At 36.2% G+C, this 19,343-nt stretch carries 22 protein-coding genes and 1 pseudogene; all 23 read left to right on the forward strand.

Annotation, left to right across the window (positions count from 1 at the left end; translation table 11 throughout):
* Nucleotides 1–184 precede the first annotated feature (184 nt).
* Complete coding sequence (locus tag AAGD76_RS00705) at nt 185–661, forward strand: crossover junction endodeoxyribonuclease RuvC (RefSeq protein ID WP_236515036.1); 477 nt, start codon at nt 185–187, stop codon at nt 659–661.
* 103 nt (nt 662–764) lie between these two features.
* Nucleotides 765–1,973 (forward strand): DNA modification methylase, encoded by a 1,209-nt coding sequence (locus tag AAGD76_RS00710; protein WP_341820182.1) that lies wholly within the window; start codon nt 765–767, stop codon nt 1,971–1,973.
* Nucleotides 1,974–1,986: 13 nt separating this feature from the next.
* Nucleotides 1,987–2,472, forward strand: coding sequence for a hypothetical protein (locus tag AAGD76_RS00715; RefSeq protein WP_236515040.1), 486 nt, complete (start codon nt 1,987–1,989; stop codon nt 2,470–2,472).
* 19 nt (nt 2,473–2,491) lie between these two features.
* A complete protein-coding gene (locus AAGD76_RS00720; protein ID WP_341820184.1) occupies nt 2,492–3,952 on the forward strand; it encodes an ankyrin repeat domain-containing protein in 1,461 nt (486 codons plus the stop codon).
* Nucleotides 3,949–5,790, forward strand: coding sequence for a phage terminase large subunit family protein (locus tag AAGD76_RS00725; protein ID WP_341820185.1), 1,842 nt, complete (start codon nt 3,949–3,951; stop codon nt 5,788–5,790). Before AAGD76_RS00720 ends, AAGD76_RS00725 begins: the two co-directional genes overlap by 4 nt.
* Nucleotides 5,791–6,034: 244 nt before the next feature.
* Nucleotides 6,035–7,378, forward strand: a complete 1,344-nt coding sequence (locus tag AAGD76_RS00730; protein WP_341820186.1) for an IS110 family transposase — start codon at nt 6,035–6,037, stop codon at nt 7,376–7,378.
* A 13-nt stretch (nt 7,379–7,391) separates the two neighbouring features.
* Nucleotides 7,392–7,616: a gpW family head-tail joining protein gene (locus tag AAGD76_RS00735; RefSeq protein ID WP_019236402.1), complete on the forward strand. Its 225-nt coding sequence runs from the start codon at nt 7,392–7,394 to the stop codon at nt 7,614–7,616.
* Nucleotides 7,617–9,034 (forward strand): annotated as a pseudogene (locus tag AAGD76_RS00740) (phage portal protein).
* Nucleotides 9,034–10,074 (forward strand): S49 family peptidase, encoded by a 1,041-nt coding sequence (locus AAGD76_RS00745; RefSeq protein ID WP_341820187.1) that lies wholly within the window; start codon nt 9,034–9,036, stop codon nt 10,072–10,074. The pseudogene AAGD76_RS00740 and the gene AAGD76_RS00745 overlap by 1 nt, the downstream one beginning before the upstream one ends.
* 74 nt (nt 10,075–10,148) lie before the next feature.
* A complete protein-coding gene (locus AAGD76_RS00750) occupies nt 10,149–10,520 on the forward strand; it encodes a head decoration protein (protein WP_341820189.1) in 372 nt (123 codons plus the stop codon).
* 37 nt (nt 10,521–10,557) lie between these two features.
* Complete coding sequence (locus AAGD76_RS00755) at nt 10,558–11,562, forward strand: major capsid protein (protein ID WP_341820190.1); 1,005 nt, start codon at nt 10,558–10,560, stop codon at nt 11,560–11,562.
* A gap of 95 nt (nt 11,563–11,657) precedes the next feature.
* Complete coding sequence (locus AAGD76_RS00760) at nt 11,658–11,963, forward strand: hypothetical protein (RefSeq protein WP_006012884.1); 306 nt, start codon at nt 11,658–11,660, stop codon at nt 11,961–11,963.
* A 1-nt stretch (nt 11,964) separates the two neighbouring features.
* Nucleotides 11,965–12,456, forward strand: a complete 492-nt coding sequence (locus AAGD76_RS00765) for a phage tail protein (RefSeq protein WP_341820191.1) — start codon at nt 11,965–11,967, stop codon at nt 12,454–12,456.
* Between the two features lie 9 nt (nt 12,457–12,465).
* Nucleotides 12,466–12,948 (forward strand): hypothetical protein, encoded by a 483-nt coding sequence (locus AAGD76_RS00770; protein ID WP_341820192.1) that lies wholly within the window; start codon nt 12,466–12,468, stop codon nt 12,946–12,948.
* Nucleotides 12,935–13,399 carry a phage baseplate assembly protein V gene (locus AAGD76_RS00775; RefSeq protein ID WP_341820193.1) on the forward strand — a complete coding sequence of 155 codons (465 nt, stop codon included), beginning with the start codon at nt 12,935–12,937 and terminating at the stop codon, nt 13,397–13,399. The genes AAGD76_RS00770 and AAGD76_RS00775 overlap by 14 nt, the downstream gene beginning before the upstream one ends.
* Nucleotides 13,400–13,654, forward strand: coding sequence for a PAAR domain-containing protein (locus tag AAGD76_RS00780; protein ID WP_174516944.1), 255 nt, complete (start codon nt 13,400–13,402; stop codon nt 13,652–13,654).
* Between the two features lie 2 nt (nt 13,655–13,656).
* Entirely contained in the window at nt 13,657–13,992 is a 336-nt protein-coding gene (locus tag AAGD76_RS00785) for a GPW/gp25 family protein (protein WP_341819734.1), read from the forward strand.
* A 2-nt stretch (nt 13,993–13,994) separates the two neighbouring features.
* Entirely contained in the window at nt 13,995–14,789 is a 795-nt protein-coding gene (locus AAGD76_RS00790; protein ID WP_341820195.1) for a baseplate J/gp47 family protein, read from the forward strand.
* The gene (locus AAGD76_RS00795) at nt 14,789–15,949 is read left to right on the forward strand and encodes a phage tail protein (RefSeq protein ID WP_341820196.1); all 1,161 of its coding nucleotides are present in this window, start codon (nt 14,789–14,791) and stop codon (nt 15,947–15,949) included. The genes AAGD76_RS00790 and AAGD76_RS00795 overlap by 1 nt, the downstream gene beginning before the upstream one ends.
* 168 nt (nt 15,950–16,117) lie before the next feature.
* Complete coding sequence (locus tag AAGD76_RS00800; protein WP_341820197.1) at nt 16,118–16,846, forward strand: ankyrin repeat domain-containing protein; 729 nt, start codon at nt 16,118–16,120, stop codon at nt 16,844–16,846.
* Nucleotides 16,847–16,883: 37 nt separating this feature from the next.
* A complete protein-coding gene (locus tag AAGD76_RS00805) occupies nt 16,884–17,345 on the forward strand; it encodes an ankyrin repeat domain-containing protein (RefSeq protein ID WP_341820198.1) in 462 nt (153 codons plus the stop codon).
* Nucleotides 17,346–17,349: 4 nt separating this feature from the next.
* Complete coding sequence (locus tag AAGD76_RS00810) at nt 17,350–17,781, forward strand: DUF2924 domain-containing protein (protein WP_341820199.1); 432 nt, start codon at nt 17,350–17,352, stop codon at nt 17,779–17,781.
* A 2-nt stretch (nt 17,782–17,783) separates the two neighbouring features.
* Complete coding sequence (locus tag AAGD76_RS00815) at nt 17,784–19,277, forward strand: recombinase family protein (RefSeq protein ID WP_341820200.1); 1,494 nt, start codon at nt 17,784–17,786, stop codon at nt 19,275–19,277.
* Nucleotides 19,278–19,343 lie beyond the last annotated feature (66 nt).

Genomic DNA, 19,343 nt, shown 5'->3' on the forward strand with positions numbered 1-19,343 from the left:
ATAGTTAAGATAGAAATCTGAAAGTCTTGACCAATAATTATGCAATGGCTGTTTACTGATTTTTAACCAAGTTTTTTCTAAAAAGTTTGCTTAAGAAGAAGATTTTTTGGACAAAAATTTTTCAAATCCTGAATATATATTATATAGGGATTTTACATTCTAGCAAAACAAATTCTGAATATAAATGTCAATCCTAACACTCGATCTCGGCAAACAAACCGGCTGGGCTATTTTCACCGATGGAGTAATTCAAAGTGGTAGTGAAAACTTTCATGGTAGCCGTTTCAGCGGAGGTGGAATGCACTTCTTAAATTTTCGTAGCTGGCTAAATGAAATGAAGGAAAAGTTCTCAAACATTGAAGCAGTGTATTTTGAAGAAGTGAGAAGACACTTAGGAACTGATGCAGCGCATTGCTACGGTGGTTTTCTTGCCGTTCTTTCTGCTTGGTGTGAAGAACATCACGTACCATACAAAGGTGTTCCTGTAAAGACTATAAAGCGCTTTATAGCAGGCAAAGGTAATGCAAGTAAGAGTGAAGTTATTGAAGCGATACGTGAAAAAAGTTTTTCACCTAGAGATGATAATCAAGCAGATGCTTTAGCTTTGATGTTCTATGTTATGGACTTTGGTAAAGATATTAATAAGCTGAGAAATCCATAAAAAGTGGGTCCTTTCGGCCATAATGGCGGGTTTGGTGGTGCTGACCCCAGGCCTTCTTTAGCGTCAGAGATATTTTGAATATTAACTTTTTAATTATTAAGATATGAATTTAGCAATCCACTACTATCCTGTTGAAAACCTCGTCGAATATGAGCGTAATCCACGTAAAAATGATGACGTAGTAAACAGAATGTGTGCTTCAATCAGGGAATTTGGCTTTCGTATTCCAATAGTTGCAAAAAGCGATGGCACTGTGGTTGATGGTCATTTAAGACTTAAAGCAGCAAGAAAACTTGGTATGGAAAGTATTCCAGTGGTCTTAAGTGATAATCTAAATGAACCACAAACCAAAGCTTTTCGATTACTGGCAAATCAATCAGCTAATTGGGCAAAGTGGGATGATGAGCTTTTGAAAGTAGAAATTCAAGAGTTAGAAGATTTACAGTTTGATCTTAAAATGACTGGATTTGAATTAGAAAAAGTTCAACATTTCCTTGATGATTTAGATGGTGGAGAAGAAGATCTTTCTGACTTAGTTGTTGATGACAAAAAAGTAACAAAACCAGGTGATCTTTGGATTTTAGGTGATCATCGAATCTATTGTGGTGATAGCTCTGTAGTTGAATCATATAAAGCGCTGTTAGATGATAAAACGGCAGACATTACTGTTTGTGATCCTCCATATAATGTTGATTATGGTGGTAGCCAAGATAAAAAGATATTAAACGATAATCAAGGTGAAAAGTACGAACTTTTTCTCTACGATATCTGTTCCCATATTTTAGCATATACGAAAGGTGCAATTTACATTTGCATATCATCATCAGAGTTTTCAACGTTGCAAAAAGCATTTGAGGAAGCGGGAGGAAAATGGTCAACTTTTATCATTTGGGCAAAGAATCACTTTACGCTAGGAAGATCAGATTATCAAAGACAATACGAAGCAATGCTTTATGGATGGAAAAGCGGCAATAAACGTGAGTGGCATGGAGGTAGAAATCAAAGTGATCTATGGTTTTATGATAAGCCAACACATAATACACTACATCCAACGATGAAGCCAGTAGAGCTAATGGAGAGAGCAATAGTAAACAGCAGCAGATCAGGAGACATAGTTCTTGATCCATTTAGCGGTTCTGGCAGTACACTGATTGCATGTGAGAGAACAGGAAGAATCTGTAGAACAATAGAGCTAGATTCAAAATTTGTAGATGTAACCATAAAACGTTGGCAAATATACACAGGTAGGAAGGCAATTTTAGTTGGTACTGGAAAGACTTTTGCACAAATTCAAGAAGAAAAACAGCAATAAAGGGGCAAAAAAAGTGGAAAAGATCACACAAACGGAATGGGCAAAAGAACTAGGAGTTTCAAAGCAATATGTCTGTTATTTAGTAAAAAAAGGAATAGTTGAGTTGGAGGATGGTTTGATCAATAGAGAACAAGCAAATGAAGCAGTAGCGGCAATAAGAGATCCAAGTCAGCCACTTAGGAGGAAAAATCCAGAAAACGAAAATACAAGTAACCTTTCCACGATGTTGCTAAAAACTCGAATAAAAAATGAAATGGAACGAGGTAAACTTCTTGAGGCGAAAGCTAAGGCTGAGATTGGTGAACTTGTAGCAGTAGAGGAAGTAAAGCGCGAAGCATTTAATGTAGCAAGAGTTGTACGTAATAATTTGCTTAATATTCCAAATAGAGCTTCAGCACTGCTTGCATCACTGAGTGACACTGAAAAGATTCATATGGCGCTAACCGAAGAGATTACAAACTCATTACAAGAATTATCTAATACTAAATTTCAAATATAAAAAAGATTTTGAATATAAAATGGCTGATAACTTAAGTTTGGAGTTAATAAAGTGTCTCATCAATCAACCTGGATTAGATGTTAATGTCAGAGGATTAAATGGAAAGACACCACTACATTGCGCTATAGAGTTTGACGAGTTAAGCATGGTGGATTTATTACTCACGAAGAAGAACATTAATCCTTTTGTTGAGGACAATGAAGGCAAAAACTCCTTAGATTATGCCAAAGAAGGTAAAAAAGCAGAAATATTACAAGCGCTAATTAATAACAAATACGGATCAGAACAAGATAACTTACTTCATTTAGCTGCAATGATAGGTGAAGTTAATGCAGTTAGATATTTGATAGGAAAAGGTGTTGACGTTAATGTACGAAATGCTTTGCACCATACTCCATTACATCTAGCAGCAGGAATAGGACATGCAGAAGTTGTAAAGATTTTGATAAGAGAAGGAAAAGCTGAAATAGATGTCTTTGATGCACGAAATCAGACACCAATGCACTATGCAGTTAATAACAAAAAATTGGAGATAGTAAAGTTACTGCTAAAGCTTGGAGCAGATGTAAATAGCGCGCGCATGGGACAAAACTCAATGAAATTGTCACCTACTCATATAGCTGTAAGTAATACTAATTACGATGAAAGAGATTTATGTCTTGATATTCTCAAATGCTTAATAAAGGAGCCTAATGCTCAAGTTAATTTACGAGACTACGAAAATAAGACGCCACTACATTACGCTGAAAGACTGAAAACAATAGAAGTTTTACTAACGCGAGAAGATATAGACCCTCTGGTAAAAGACGATAGCGGCAAGACACCATTTGATTACGCTAAACCTGAGATAAAGAAGGCTTTGATGAGTAATAAATACGGTTCTGAAAAGAATAGTCTACTCCATTTAGCTGCACAAAGAGGAGAAATTGAGCTTGTAGATGCAATCTTAAAGGAAGAAATTGATATTGATATTCCAAATAATAAAAGTCTATCACCGATTTACCTTGCTGCAGAAAAAGGGCATTTATATGTAGTAAAGTTATTGCTGAAAAAAGGAGCAAATTATACACCTGTTCTGCACTTAGCAATCAAATCAAACAATTTAGAGTTACTAAAAACTTTATTTAAAGAAAAGAGTATCAAATTACCAGATGAGATAGGCAGATCTGTACCAATTTATTATAGGTGTATAGAGCATAGAAATGCAAAAGTAAGAAAATACAATAGTGTGATCTGTGTGTTTACCTCAGTAAGTGCAGTAGCAATGGCAGCATATATAGGTTTAACAGCAACAACAATAAGCAGTGCGATCATTTTTGCAACAATAACAGGGATATTTGCGCTTGTTATAGCAATAATGATAAGTGAGATGAGCAAAAAATATATAGAAAACGAATTTCAGAAAAAGATGTTTATGGAATTGGAGGAGTGTAGTTCTATTGTTAATGATGTTGCAGTTATGAGTAGATGCAGACAATGATATACGCCACATCTTTTTCTGAAGGTTTAAGACCAGACCCGCAACTTAAAGTATCAGAGTGGGCGAATGAGTATCGAGTTCTAGCACCAACTGCAGCATCAGAGCCAGGGAAATGGAGAACGGAAAGAACTCCTTATTTAAAAGAAATCATGGATTCACTTTCTCCGTCCTCACCAGCAGAAAAAGTAGTATTCATGAAAGGAGCGCAGATTGGGGGAACAGAAGCTGGTAACAATTGGATTGGCTATATCATCGATCAAACACCAGGACCAATGCTAGTAGTACAGCCAACAGTTGAAATGGGAAAGCGTTGGTCAAAAGGAAGATTTGCGCCACTGATTGAAAGTACACCATGTTTAAAAAGTAAAGTAAAAGACCCAAGATCAAGAGATTCAGGCAATACTGTACAAAGTAAGGAGTTTCCAGGTGGAATTGTAGTAATAACCGGAGCAAACAGCAGTGTGGGACTTCGCTCTATGCCAGTAAAGTATCTCTTTCTTGATGAAATAGATGCATATCCAGGAGATTCAGGAGGTGAAGGAGATCCAGTACTGCTCAGTATTGCACGAACTAATACATTTGCACGGCGAAAGATTTTTTTAGTATCAACACCAACGATTCATGGAATAAGCAGAATTGAGAAAGAATTTGAAGCAACAGATAAGAGATATTTTTTTGTACCATGTCCATATTGTAATTACTATCAAGTTCTGAAATGGTCACAAATTAAATGGGAAGATAATGACTCAAGAACAGCACATTATGTCTGCACTGAATGTAGCGGCAAAATAGAAAATCATCAAAAAACAGAGATGCTTGAGCGTGGAGAATGGAGGCCTACTAATAGAGTAAAAGGTGAGAAAAAAGGATTTCATCTTTCAAGTCTTTATAGTCCAGTTGGGTGGTATAGTTGGCAACAAGCAGTAGAGGATTTTCTCCATGCAAAGGAAAGTGAACAATTACTGAAGGTTTGGATAAATACCACTTTAGGAGAAACCTGGGTAGATAAAGGAGAAGTACCAGACTGGAAGCAATTATTTAACAGGAGAGAATTTTTTCCCGTAGGCACAGTACCTAAGAGAGAAGTGGTACTTACTGCAGGTGTTGATGTTCAAAAAGATCGGTTAGAAGTAGAAGTTGTAGCATGGGGAAAAAGCCGTGAAAGTTGGTCAATAGACTACCGAGTATTTGAAGGAGATACAGGAAGTGGAGAAGTATGGAAAAAGCTTTCAGAGCTGTTAAATCATCATTTTATCGGTGAAAATGGTCTTGAATACATGATAAGTATGATGGCGGTTGATGCTGGGTATGCGACACAAGAAGTATACAATTGGGTAAGAGGTCATCAAGGCTGTGGAAGAGTAATGGCAGTCAAAGGTGTAAATAAAGCTCTAGTACCACTTAGCAGTCCAAGCAGAGTAGATATAACAGTTGGTGGGCAAAAACTGAAAAGAGGAATAAAGCTATGGCCAGTAGGAGTATCGATATTAAAGTCAGAACTTTTTCAATTACTTAATGTTTTAAAAGAAGAAGAGAAAGTGCCAGCAGGGTATTGTCATTTTCCCGAGTATGTACCTGAGTATTTTAAGCAGCTAACGGCAGAGCAATTAGTCAGCAAGGTAGTAAAAGGATACACCAAACAAGAGTGGCAAAAAGTAAGAGAAAGAAATGAAGTATTAGATTGCCGAATTTACGCAAGAGCAGCATCAATAGCACTGGGAGTAGACAGATGGCCAGAGAGTAAATGGAATAGTTTAAGTGAAAAACCGGAAAGTAAAAAATCAAAGAAAATAGTCAAAAGCAAATGGATCAGCACCGGAACAGACAAAATCTGTTAAACCAGAAAGAAACGTCCTAATGCACATTGCAGTAATTTTTGGATATAATTTAATGAAGAAGTGCTTCTGCAGTTATAATCGAGTTCGCAATGGTGCAATAAATGCCCGTGGATCAGTATGATTTTGGAAGGGACGGTCAAACCATTGATGGAGCTTCTTAGCTACCTCGTTTAGAAGATTGTGTAATATAACCGCCCCAAGCTAAAGCACTTCTTCATTATAAGGTATATATAAGGGATTTTATATGGCAAAAGCAAAAAGTAAATTAGAAGTAGTGAATCCTAATGCAGCAGGGATTGATATTGGTTCATCTGTACATTATGCATGCGTACCAGAAGGGAGAGATAAACAACGCGTTCAAAAATTTGGGTGCTTTACAGTAGATCTTCATAACCTAGCAAAGTGGTTGAAAAAGTGTGAAGTTAGAACGATAGCCATGGAATCAACAGGAGTATATTGGATTCCTTTGTTTCAAATACTTGAATCATATGGATTCGAAGTTAAACTGGTAAATGCACGACATGTAAAAAATGTACCTGGAAGAAAATCAGACGTTCAAGATTGCCAGTGGTTACAGCAATTACATAGCTATGGGTTACTTCAAGGATCATTTAGGCCTGATAACCAAATTTGTGTACTACGTGGTTATAATAGACAACATGACAACCTGATAAAAAGTGCAGCTGTACACACTCAACGTATGCAAAAAGCATTAATTCAAATGAACATTCAATTACACAAGGTTATTAGTGATATTACAGGTGTAACTGGTATGCGAATCATTAAAGCAATAATTGCGGGTGAAAGAAACTCTAATAGATTGGCTGAATTGAGTGATAGACGAATAAAAAATGACAGATCAACCATAGCAAAAGCACTAACAGGTGACTATAGAGAAGAGCATTTGTTTACATTAAAGCAAGAATACGAAGCATATACTTTTTTTCAAGAGCAAATAAAAGAATGTGATAAAAGTATGGAAAACGATTATAAAACACTTGAAACAAGATCAAATGAAAATAAGCAATGCAGTAAAGTAAAGAGGTCTGCAGGAAACAAACCAAACTTTGCTGCACACGAAGAATTGTACCGAATAACTGGCATGGATTTCACCAAAGTTCCAGGGCTTAATACATCAAATATACAGACCATCCTCTCAGAAGTTGGTCTTAATGCTAATAAATGGCCATCAGAAAAACATTTTACTTCTTGGTTGGGATTATGTCCATTTAATAGGATTACAGGAGAAAGAGTGATTAGAAGTGGAACTCGTAAAGTAATTAACCGTGCTGCAAATGCTTTTCGACTTGCTGGTTATTCTATGTTGCACAGTAAAAGTGCATTAGGTGCGTACTGTAGAAGATTGAAAAATCGATTGGGAGCACCAAAAGCAATAACTGCTACAGCAAGAAAATTAGCATGTATTTTTTATCAAATGCTGAAATGTGGACAAGAATATGTAGAAAAAGGAATGGATTATTATGAAAAGTTATATAAGGAAAGAGTAGTAAAGAATCTGGGTAAAAAAGCCAATGAATTTGGTTATATCCTGATAAAAAAAGATGAGCTGATAGGGGAAGTTTCTTAGAAGCAAGTAATAAATGTATAACGAAGATTATTTAATTCAAGTCGAAGAAGCGATAAAGAAGCTGCAAAACGGAGAGCGAGTAGTATCAATTGCATATGGTGATCATGTGGTAAGATATGCAGAAGTAGATATAAATGATTTACTAAACTTAAGACAACGAATTAAAGCTGAGCTAAAGATTGCTGGAGTGGAGCCAAAGAGGAAAATTATTTTTTCAACGAGTAAAGGAATTTTATAAATGCTGCTCAAAACCTTCAAGCAATTATTTAACAAACCAAAGATAAAAAGCTCTGCATGGGATGCAGCAGGCTCAGGAAGAAGATTTTTTCACTTTCAACCAGAGTTAGGAAGTATAAACAATTTGCTGTCTCAAAGCCTTGAAACTTTACGTAGTAGATCACGTGACATGGTGAGAAAAAATCCATATGCAGCAAATATCATTGATACAATAGTAAGTAACTCTATTGGAACAGGAATAAAGCCGCAATCAAAAGCAAGAGATGGAGAATTTCGAAAGAAAGTGCAAGAATTATGGCTAAAATGGACAGATGAAGCAGATAGCTGTGGAATAAGTGATTTTTATGGATTACAAGCTCTAGTATGCAGAAGTATGATAGAGGGAGGAGAATGTTTTGTACGTTTAAGAACGAGAAAGCTGGAAGATAGATTTTCTGTGCCATTACAACTGCAAGTACTTGAGTCTGAACATTTAGATAATAAAACAAATCAAACTTTAGGAAATGGTAATGTAATAAGAAACGGGATTGAGTTTAACAAGCTTGGGCAAAGAGAAGCATTTACCTATTTAAAGAACACCCTGGTGAAGGCTCATTTGGAGAATCAGTGAGAGTGCCAGCAAATGATGTTTTACATATTTATAGACCATTAAGACCTGGGCAAATCAGAGGGGAGCCTTGGCTTTCTAATATACTGCTGAAGCTTTATGAGCTTGATCAATATGATGATGCAGAGCTGGTGAGAAAGAAAACTGCAGCAATGTTTGCTGGATTTATTACGAGACTCGATCCAGAAGCAAATATCATGGGAGAAGGCGAAGCAAGTGAGCAAGGAGTAGCACTATCTGGCCTGGAACCTGGAACAATGCAGCTTTTAGACCCAGGAGAGGACATAAAATTTTCAGAGCCATCAGATGTTGGAGGAAGTTATGAAGCATTCATGAGACAGCAACTGAGGGCAATAGCAATAGGTACAGGAATAACATATGAGCAGCTAACAGGAGATTTAACAGGTGTTAATTACTCATCAATCAGAGCTGGATTAATAGAGTTTCGTCGTCGATGCGCTATGCTGCAACACAACATTATAGTATTTCAGTTTTGCAGGCCAGTATGGAGTAGATGGCTAGAGTTAGCAGTACTTTGTGGAGAACTGAGTATAGATGAAAAAGTAGTAAAAGCAGCGAAAGAAGAAGTAAAATGGATACCACAGGGATTTGATTGGGTGGATCCACTGAAAGACCAGCAAGCACAGCAAATGGCAGTAAGAAATGGATTTAAGAGTCGAGCAGAAGTAGTATCAGAAATGGGTTACGATGTAGAAGAAATTGACCAAGAAATAGCAGAAGATCAAAAGCGAGCTAATTCTTTTGGACTTTGTTTCGATTCTGATGTTAATCATAAAAGGGAAGGAAGGTGATGTGGATAAATAAACCAGTAATGGTAGAGAGAAGAAGCTTTGAACTACTATCATTATATAACAGCAAACAACCTATCTTTAAGAACTTAAAGCATTTTCATATAAACCCAAAAGGAATAGCAATAATACGTATTTATGGAGTTTTGACAAAAAAAACAGAAGCTTTTGATCATATTTTAGATATGACTTCGTATGAAAATATTCATGAAGAGATAGAGAGTGCTTTAGGAGATAAAAGCATAGAGACGATTCTACTTGACATAGACAGTCCAGGAGGGGAAGTAAACGGTGTCTTTGATCTAGCTGATTTTATTTATGAATCAAGAACAAAAAAGAGAATTATTGCAATAGCAAATGATGATGCATATTCTGCTGCATATGCTATAGCTTCTAGCGCTGAGAAGGTATTTGTGAGCAGAACTTCTGGTGTGGGCAGTATTGGAGTAATAGCAAGTCACATAGATCAAAGTAGGTTTGATGAAAGGCAAGGTATTAAGTACACCACAATCTTTGCTGGTAGTCGAAAGAATGATTTAAACCCGCATGAGCCAATGACGTCTGAAAGTTTAGAAAGCTTACAAAAAGAAGTAGGAAGACTATATGAAATGTTTTTGCAGCTAATAGCAAGAAACAGAGGTCTTTCAATGGAAAAGATTCGATCAACAGAGGCAGGGCTATATTTTGGGGAGAAAGCAGTAGAAATAGGCCTTGCAGACGGAATGACAATTCTTTCATCTATTAATAAAAACAGGAGTATTACTATGAATGAACAAACTACAAATGACCTAGAAACTGATAATTTAACCAAGTATCGTACTGAAGTTCTTGAATTAATACGTTTATGTAATTTATCGAAGATGCCAGAAAAGATAGGAGAATTTATAGAGCAAGGCGTAAGTGTTGAGCAAGCACGGGAAGTTTTAATGGAATTGCTAGCAGAGCGAACGAAGAAGACAGAAATACTGAGTGCAATACCACAGAATTCAGGAGAAGAGTTGATGATGCAGGTAGCGAAAAGTCGTGCGCAATCAAACATTTAAAGTATTTGTATAACCGCCGTGTATAACAACCACAAATATGGCGGTAAAAAAATAAAAAAAGGAGAGAAAAAGACATGATAAGTATAACTGAAGGAAATAATTTAGGCGATCTTCTGAAATATGAAGTGTCCAACCTATATTCAAGAGACCAAATAACAGTAGCTAAAGGTCAAAATCTTAAGCTTGGTGCAGTAGTTGCCAAAAAGACGGAAGATGGTTTTATTAGAGTACTTAATCCTGCTGGAACAGATGGTACACAAACAGCGATAGGTGCGGTAGTAAGTGATGTAAATGCGACAGAAAATGCCAAAGCAGTAATTATTACTCGTGGTGCAATACTAGCAGATCATGCAGTTGTGTGGCCAGCAAATATCACTGAAGAACAGAAAGCTGAAGCAATAAAGCAACTTGAAGGACGAGGGATCATTATCCGCAAGGGAGCTTAAAAAAACTATTAAAAATACAAAAGGGGGAAAAGAAAAAATGCAAAATCCATTTACAAATACAGCATTTAGCATGACGGCGCTAACAAATGCGATAAATATATTGCCGATAAATTATGGACGTGTTGAAAATTTAAACTTGTTTCCAAATAGGTCAGTAAGATTTAGACATATCACCATAGAAGAACATAATGGAGTTTTAAGCCTGTTGCCAACACAAGTTCCAGGAGCACCAGCAACAGTAGGAAAAAGAGGAAAAAGAAAGGTAAGAACGTTTACGATTCCACATATTCCACATGATGATGTAGTGTTACCAGAGGAAGTACAGGGAATAAGGGCATTTGGATCAGAGAGTGAACTTAAAGCGCTGGCAGATGTAGTAACGGATCATTTGCAGCTAATGAGAAACAAACATGCAATAACGTTGGAACATTTGAGAATGGGAGCGCTGAAAGGAATAATTTTAGATGCTGATGGGTCAGAATTATTAAATCTGTACAACGAATTTGAAATAACACCAAAAGTAGTAAATTTTGCACTGGGAACAGCAACAACAGATGTAAAACGTAAGTGTCTGGAAATATTGCGGCACATAGAAGATAATCTAAGTGGTGAATATATGACCGGGATTCATGCCTTGGTAAGTCCTGAGTTTTTTGATGCACTCACTTCTCATGCTAAAGTAAAAGAAGCATATGAAAGATGGCAAGAAGGAGCAGCGCTAAGGAATGATATGAGATCAGGATTTACGTTTTGTGGAATCACGTTTGAGGAATATAGAGGGCAAGCAACAGATCCTGAAGGAACCGTAAGAAGGTTTATAGAAAGAGATACAGGGCACTGTTTTCCAGTAGGAACAGCGAGCACATTTACGACATATTTTGCACCAGCAGATTTTAATGAGACAGTAAATACTCTTGGACAGCCACTCTATGCAAAACAAGAACCAAGGAGGTTTGATAGAGGAACAGATTTACATACGCAGTCAAATCCTCTTCCAATGTGCCACAGACCTGGAGTGTTAGTAAAAGTCGCTATAGCGTAACATACTGGTAGAGTAATTACAAGTTGGTGAGGCACAGAACGACTCTACCGGTATGCGCTTTCTTAGCATATAAAGGTTAGTATATTAAAAGAAATATGCAAGAGAATATTAAGAGACTATTTAAAGATTGTTTTGCCCATTTAGGAGAAGTGGCTTTATATAAATCAAAGGATAAGTCATATATGGTACAGGTATTAAAGCAAGAGCCAGATAAATTATACGAGATTGGTGAAGGACAATTTGTGGAAGAAACTTTAGCGTTAGAAGTAAGTGCGTTTGATGTACTGCAGCCAATAGTAGGAGATGTTTTTGTTATAGGTGATCGAAGGTATAAAGTACACTCACCGCCACTTAGAGACAAGTCTGGAATAACGTGGAAAATAAAAGCTTCTGGGGTGTAAAATGTCTGTTCATATAGAAGTTGAGGTAATAGAAAGTGTAAATGCTAAAAGAAGAAAAGTAGAATTAGCAACGGTAAAGGCATTAAACAAAACGGCACTATGGTTAAAAGCGCAAGCAGCTAAGGAAATCAGTGAGGAAAAGCAGATAAAATTAAGTTTGATAAGAAAGAGATTAAGAATTTTTAAGGCGAAAACTAGCAGATTAGAAGTGTTAATTAGAGCAAATCTCTATGACATTAGAGCATCGACAATTGGCAAAATACAAAAAACAAGAAGAGGATCGAAAGTAGGAAAGCATGAGTTTATAGGAGGATTTGCAGCAGTTATGCCAAAAGGAAATAGCGGTATGTTTAAACGTGAAGGAAGAGCAGCATTGCCAATAAAGGAAGTTAAGTTGCCACTAGAACCTGAGGCTTCAAGGATAATAGGGAATCTTGTTAATTATGAAGTTGAAAAGGTATTTGAAAAATATTTTATACATTACATGAGTTAAATTATATGCATGATAAAGTTCTGGAAAGATTTACATCAAGCAATTTGCAGCACACTGAAGGAAGAAATACCGGCTATACAGACATGTGAAATTTATCCAGCAATAAGGAAAGAACTGTTAGCACCAGCGGTTTTTGTGGAACTTAGCAATCTTGAAAAAGGAGATGATCCAGGAACAGAAGAATTAGCGCTAAAAGCAAGGTTTGAGGCAAGAATTGTAGTTGATGGAACAGTCGAGGATTCCTCGGTAGTTGTAAGGTCATTCGCAGCAGAAGTAGCAAGATTAGTAAATAAAAATACTTGGAACGTGAAAAATATTTCACCAGGAGAGTTTATCTCTGCAGAAATTGACGGATTTAGACCCGAATTAGATGCATATCTTGTTTGGGTAGTTGATTGGGTTCATGAGATACATATTGGTGAGTCAGTGTGGTCAGAAACTGGAATTAAACCGCATATTATAGAGATAGGTAACGTACATGTTGGATCATAGTTTTGCGATTTCAGAGCTAAGTAGAAAATTAGCGAATATCATTCGTATAGGAGTTGTAAAAGAAGTAGATTATGAAAAAGCAAAAGTAAGAGTGAAAATAGGCGAATTTTTAACAGATTGGTTGCCATGGATAACAAGCAAAGCAGGAAAAGATAGAGATTGGTCTCCTCCAGATATTGATGAGCAAGTTATGGTATTTTCTCCTCTTGGTGAATTATCGTTAGGAGTGGTGTTAGGAGGGATATACCAGGAAAAATACCCTGCACCAGAGAATAAAAAAGGAATAAATAGTGTGAAGTTTCAGGATGGAACAAGATTGTTATATGATAAAGAGAAGCATCATTTAGAGATTGAAGTAGTAGACAAAATAACACTGAAAGCTGGGGAATCGAGCATAGAGATGACGAAGAGCGAAATAAAACTGAAAGCAGATAGAATAAACCTTAATTAAATGAATAAATCGGTTGTACGAGTAGGAGATTATTGTGTAGAAGTAACACCGCATTTTTGCATTAGTGGGAGTAACAATGTTTTTGTAAATGGTAAGCCAATGTGCAGACAAGGAGAAAGTTTTAGTGAAGGAGAAGTAATGGTTCAAGGATCAAAAACAGTGTTTGCAAATGGTCTTGGTGTAGGAAGAGTAGGAGATATAGTTTCATGTGGGTTTAAAGTAATAAAAGGCAGTGAAGACGTGTTTGCAGGCTAAAAATGAAAGGGATGGATGCTAAAACAGGAAAAGTGTTAGAAGGTTTGGAACACTTAAAACAATCAATAATTGATATATTAACCACTCCTATTAACAGTAGAATCATGAGAAGGGATTATGGGTCGAGATTATTTGAGTTAGTGGATAAGCCAATAAATAGAGATTTAACTTTGGAAATCTATGCAGCGACTGCAGAAGCTTTAGGGAAATGGGAAAAGAGGTTTAAACTGGAAAAAGTAAAAATGAAAGAAGTAAAGGAGGGAAAGGTAATACTTGATCTAGAAGGATTGTACTTGCCAAACGGGAAAGACATTCATCTTGAAGGAATTGTAGTGTAAAGATGCAGCAGCTAAATATTGTAGAAAAGCCAAATTTCGAGGAAATATTTTCAAGAATGAAGGAAGAGTTAGTCTGTAGAGATGAAACCTTTTCAGCATTAGTAGAATCCGATCCAGCAATGAAGGTTCTGGAAGTAGCAGCGTGGAGAGAACTTTTGCTCAGACAAAGGATAAACGAAGCTGTAAAGGGTAATTTACTTAAATTTGCAACGGGAGAAGATCTTGATAATTTAGCTGAGTTTTACGGAGTGGAGAGGCAGAAAGAAGAAGATGACGAACGATTTAGAAAAAGAATTAAAGCAAAAATAGTGGGCTCAAGCACGTGTGGAAGCAAAGAACACTATCGATATCATGCACTGTCAGCAGATAGTAGAGTAAAAGATGCACTAGTGGAATCAACTATACCAGGGAAAGTACAAATTTCAATCTTATCAACACAATTATCCACAACTGGCATAGTGTTAGAAGAGCTACTTAAAATTGTAAAAAAGCAGGTTACTAGAGATGATATAAGGGTTTTAACAGATACGATAACAGTAATTGGTTGCAATATTACGGAAATAGATATTCACAGCAGAATGAGCATAAGTCCTGTAATATCAGAGGAAGAAATCAAGAAGCAGTTTATTAAGAAGTTTGAATTAGCAAAAAGATTAGGGTGGAGTGTAACAAGATCATGGATAATAGCGAATCTATTTGTAGATGGTGTAGAAAATGTGGAATTAATAGAGCCAAAAGAGGATGTTGTGGTGCTAGGTAACGAGTGTGCAAATTTGCGAAATTTAAAGATTGAGTAATGCTATTCCCCCCAAACGCAACAAAGCAAGAGCAAGCACTGGTTGATGCAACAGATTATAAGGTTGATCCGAGCTGTATCAGAGGATTTAAGTTTAGTCTTAAAGAAGAAACATTGCCTTGGATAATAGAAGAATATGGTTTAGAAGAAATACTGCGCTGGGTAAAAGATAGAAGAAAAGCCATAGTAGAAGGAGTAAAATTTCAAAGACTGAGAGGAACACCTGCATCACTTAAAATAGCGCTCAAATGGGCAAATATAGAAGATATTACAATTATTGAGGAGCCACCTGGTAAACATTTTTTCGAGTTGCAAATAGGAATAAGAGATGTTCCAAATGACTTTTTTGTAGATGCAGTAGTAGAGCTGACAAAACTATCATTACCTGCAAGATCCAGATTGATGAGAATTTTTAACGATTATTATAATGCGCAGAGATTTATATTGGATGAGAGTTTATTTGGAGATCTTCTTTCTGACTATTCAGGGGTAAAAATAGAAAAAGATGGACCGGTGTTATCGTTTGGAAGAGTAAATTTCTTCAGGTTTAGTGTTACGTCAATTAAGGTTATAGAGAGTTATCTACGCAACCATTATGAACAAACATTTAGTAATGACATATATCGATTAGATGTAGCAGTACTTGGAGAAACAGAGCCTCACACAAAGGATTATAAAGGCATCTATGAAAGAAATCATCAGTGGTACAATTTAAAAGCATTATATCCGCTACCACAGAGCTTATTACCGGCAATAAAGTTTGCGAAAGCGCAGATAGTATTATCGGACAATTGGAGTTTAGGAGAAATAAACGCTTGTTTTCCAGTAAGTAGTATAGAAGAGAGGGGAAAAAGGTTTTTACTGGGAAGTGATAAGCTATCTGAAGAACTGTGGAATTTAAAATACAAGCCAATTTTAGAAAGATTTTTTGCCGTTCACCACTATCAAGTAAAGAATTTCTTTACCCCCAAAATAATAAAATTTAGCGTAGCAGAACACTACATTCATTTTGAAAACGAATTGGATTCAAAGCAAAAGGATTCAATACATGAACCGGAAAATTACATTTTAGTGTTTTACCCGGGAGTATTGAAGTGGCACGAACATCGACACTTGCACAGAAGTTGGAAAAATAGTCAAGCAATATGTGTAATAAGTTAAATACTTATATTTGGATCCTCATATATTATATTAATAATAGGTTAAAGTGTATGAAATAAAAAGAAAAAGACTTGCTTTCTTATGCTAAAACAGACATAACTTGAATAGCAGCAGGTAAACATAAGAAATTTATCTGACGCTAGAAAAGCTAATTTTGTGAGGTATGAAATGGGATTCAGCGAAGAAAAGAAAGAATCTTTTAGTAAGTTTTTTAAAGAAGTATCAAGCAATGGATTTAAAAATATTAATAAAAGAGATGAAAAAGGAGAAACAGTATTGCACCATGCAGCGGAAATCTCTGATTACAAAACAGTAAGGTTATTAATAAAAAAAGGGGCAGAGGTAAATGCAAGAGATAAAAATGGTTATACACCACTACACTGTGCAGTATTCGCAAAAAGTTTAGAAAATGTAAAAGTGCTGCTAAGGGAAGGAGCAGAAGTAAATGCTACTCAATATGTCACTGGATGTACTCCACTGCACTCTGCATGCAAAATAGGAGGAGCAGGAGTTGAAATAATAAAAGAGCTAGTAAAAGCAGGGGCTGAAGTTAATCAACTTAATAAGTATGGTGCAACACCAATGTACTATATCTGGGAAAGTGAAAAGTATTGTCTGTGTGATAGCAAAGAGAGTGAAAAGGCGAGTAAATTTCTGAGAGAAAAAGGTGGAATAACAAAAAGTAGAAAACTGACCTGCTATGGAATAGAGGGGCTAGTGGGAAAAATAGCAGACATGTTGAATGGGAGCTATATGCCGGAGCTAAAAATAATAGAGATAGGAGAAATAAGGAAGAAAGATAAGTCACTAATAGAGGAAGAATGTAAAAATTTGGCAAGCAAGATAATGAGCCAAGTGAACGAAATGATAGATGAGGTAGTGAGAATGAAAGCTTAAAAAAGGGGTTTCAATTTAAAGGAAAGGTGAGGTAGTTATGAGTAAAAAAGAGAAAGAGGAGTTACTATTAGAGAACTCATATAAAAATATTTATGCAAGAGACGAGAATGGAAGAACAGTTCTACATTATGCAGCAGACGCAAAAACAGTGAGGTTATTAGTTGAAAAAGGAGCGAATGTGAATGCAGCAGATGCAAGAGGATATACAGCACTGCATCTAGCGGTAACCGAGAAACGCCTAGAAATCGTGAGGGAATTGATAAAATCAGGAGCAGACGTAAATGCTGAGGAATATGGAAATAAATGCATACCTCTACACCTTGCGTGCATGGTAGGTGAAAAAGAAATAGTGGAGGAGCTAGTGAAAGCTGGAGGAGAAATAGAGCAAGCGGATAAATTTGGAATGACAGCGATGGATTATGCGAAAAATAGCAAAAAGATAACCGAGGTATTAAAGAAAGAAACAGACAGAATTGAAAAGCTATTTATGAAGGGCTAAAAATATGGAGAAAGAAATAGAAAAGAAAGTAATGAATTTAGAGAGAAAACCTTTGGATGAGCTGAGAAAAATATGGAAGAAGGTATTTGTGGAAGAAGCACCTAGATACTCAAAGAAATATCTGATACCAAGATTAGCTTATAGAATGCAGGAAAAAGTATATGGAGAAATGTCAAGAAAGGGGACAAAAAGACTAGAGTATCTGGCAGATCGGCTAGAGAAGGGAAAAAGAATAAGTAGTGATAAATTACCAGTAGAAGGGACAGAATTAATACTAGAGAGAGGAGAAGAGACGCATGCAGTAATGGTAACAGACAAGGGTTTAATCTACAAAGAAGAGTTTTATACGTCATTGTCAGCAGTGGCAGGAAAAATAATGGGAATGAGCTACAATGGACCTTTATTATTTGGGATGCGTGATCAAAAGGGAAGTTGAAAATGCTAAAAGAAGTAAGATGTGTGATATATACGAGAAAATCAAATGAAGATGGTCTAGAACAAAAGTTTAACAGTCTTGATGCGCAGCGAGTAGCATGTGAGAAGTACATAAAGAGCAGAGAGGGCTGGGTAGCATTGGCTAAAAGGTACGATGATGGAGGCTATTCAGGAAAAAACTTAGAAAGACCAGCAATAAAGGAATTATTTAAAGATGTAAAAAAAGGAGAAGTAGATTGTGTAGTGGTATATACTCTGGATAGGCTATCAAGAGAAACAAAAGACAGCATTGAAGTAACATCATTTTTTAGAAGGCATCGAGTAAATTTTGTAGCAGTAACGCAGATATTTGACAATAATACGCCAATGGGAAAGTTCGTACAAACGGTGTTATCAGGAGCAGCACAATTAGAAAGAGAGATGATAGTAGAGAGAGTAAAAAATAAAATAGCAACATCAAAAGAGCAAGGATTATGGATGGGTGGAACTTTACCGCTTGGATATGATGTAAAGGATAAAGAATTAATAATAAATGAGAAAGAAGCAAAGACAGTGAAGCATATATTTGAAAGATATTTGGAGCTGAAGTCAATGGCAGAACTGGCAAGGGAGCTAAATAGTCAAGGTTACAGAACGAAAGCAGATACCTTTAAAAAGGCGACGGTGAGAAGAATAATAACAAATCCAATATATATGGGAAAAATACGGCATTATGAGAAAGAGTATGAGGGAAAGCATGAGGCAATAATAGAGGAAGAAAAATGGCAAAAAGCACAAGAATTGATAAAGAATCAACCATATAGAAAAGCAAAATATGAGGAAGCACTGCTTAAGGGAATAATTAAGTGCAAGAGCTGTGGTGTAAATATGACACTGACGTATGCAAAAAAAGAGAATAAGAGATATAGATATTACGTATGCAATAATCACTTAAGGGGAAAGAATTGTGAATCAATAAACCGAACAATAGTTGCTGGAGAAGTGGAAAAAGAAGTGATGAGAAAGACAGAGCAGCTATATGAAAATGGGAAAGAAAAGACCGAAGAAGAATGGAAAAATTTAAGTTTTGGAAAGCAGAAAGAAGTAGTGAAAAAGTTAATAAAGAAAGTAATGGTGAGAGAGGATGGAATAGAAGTGAGTTCTGAATCAGAGGAAAAATTTATACCAATCAATTTAAAGAAGAAAGTAAGCAAATGCACAGTAGTAGAGCCAGAAGCAAAAACAAACAACGCGCTACTGAAAGCAGTGGTAAGAGCCCATCTGTGGAAATGTCAACTGGAGGAAGGAAAATATAGAAGTGTAAAGGAGCTGAGTGCCAAAATTAATATAGGTACAAGACGTATACAGCAAATTTTGAGATTAAATTATTTAGCTCCGAAGATTAAAGAAGATATAGTAAATGGGAGGCAGCCAAGGAGTTTGAGGTTAGTGGATTTGAGGGAAATACCGATGCTGTGGAGTGAGCAATTGGAAAAGTTTTATGGCTTAGCATTGTAATATTTATAAAAACAACAATATGCACTATGAAAACACCGAAAAAATATAGGAAGGTATTGCTGGAAA

This window comes from Wolbachia endosymbiont (group A) of Cydia strobilella, assembly GCF_964026745.1.
Classification (GTDB): domain Bacteria; phylum Pseudomonadota; class Alphaproteobacteria; order Rickettsiales; family Anaplasmataceae; genus Wolbachia; species Wolbachia pipientis.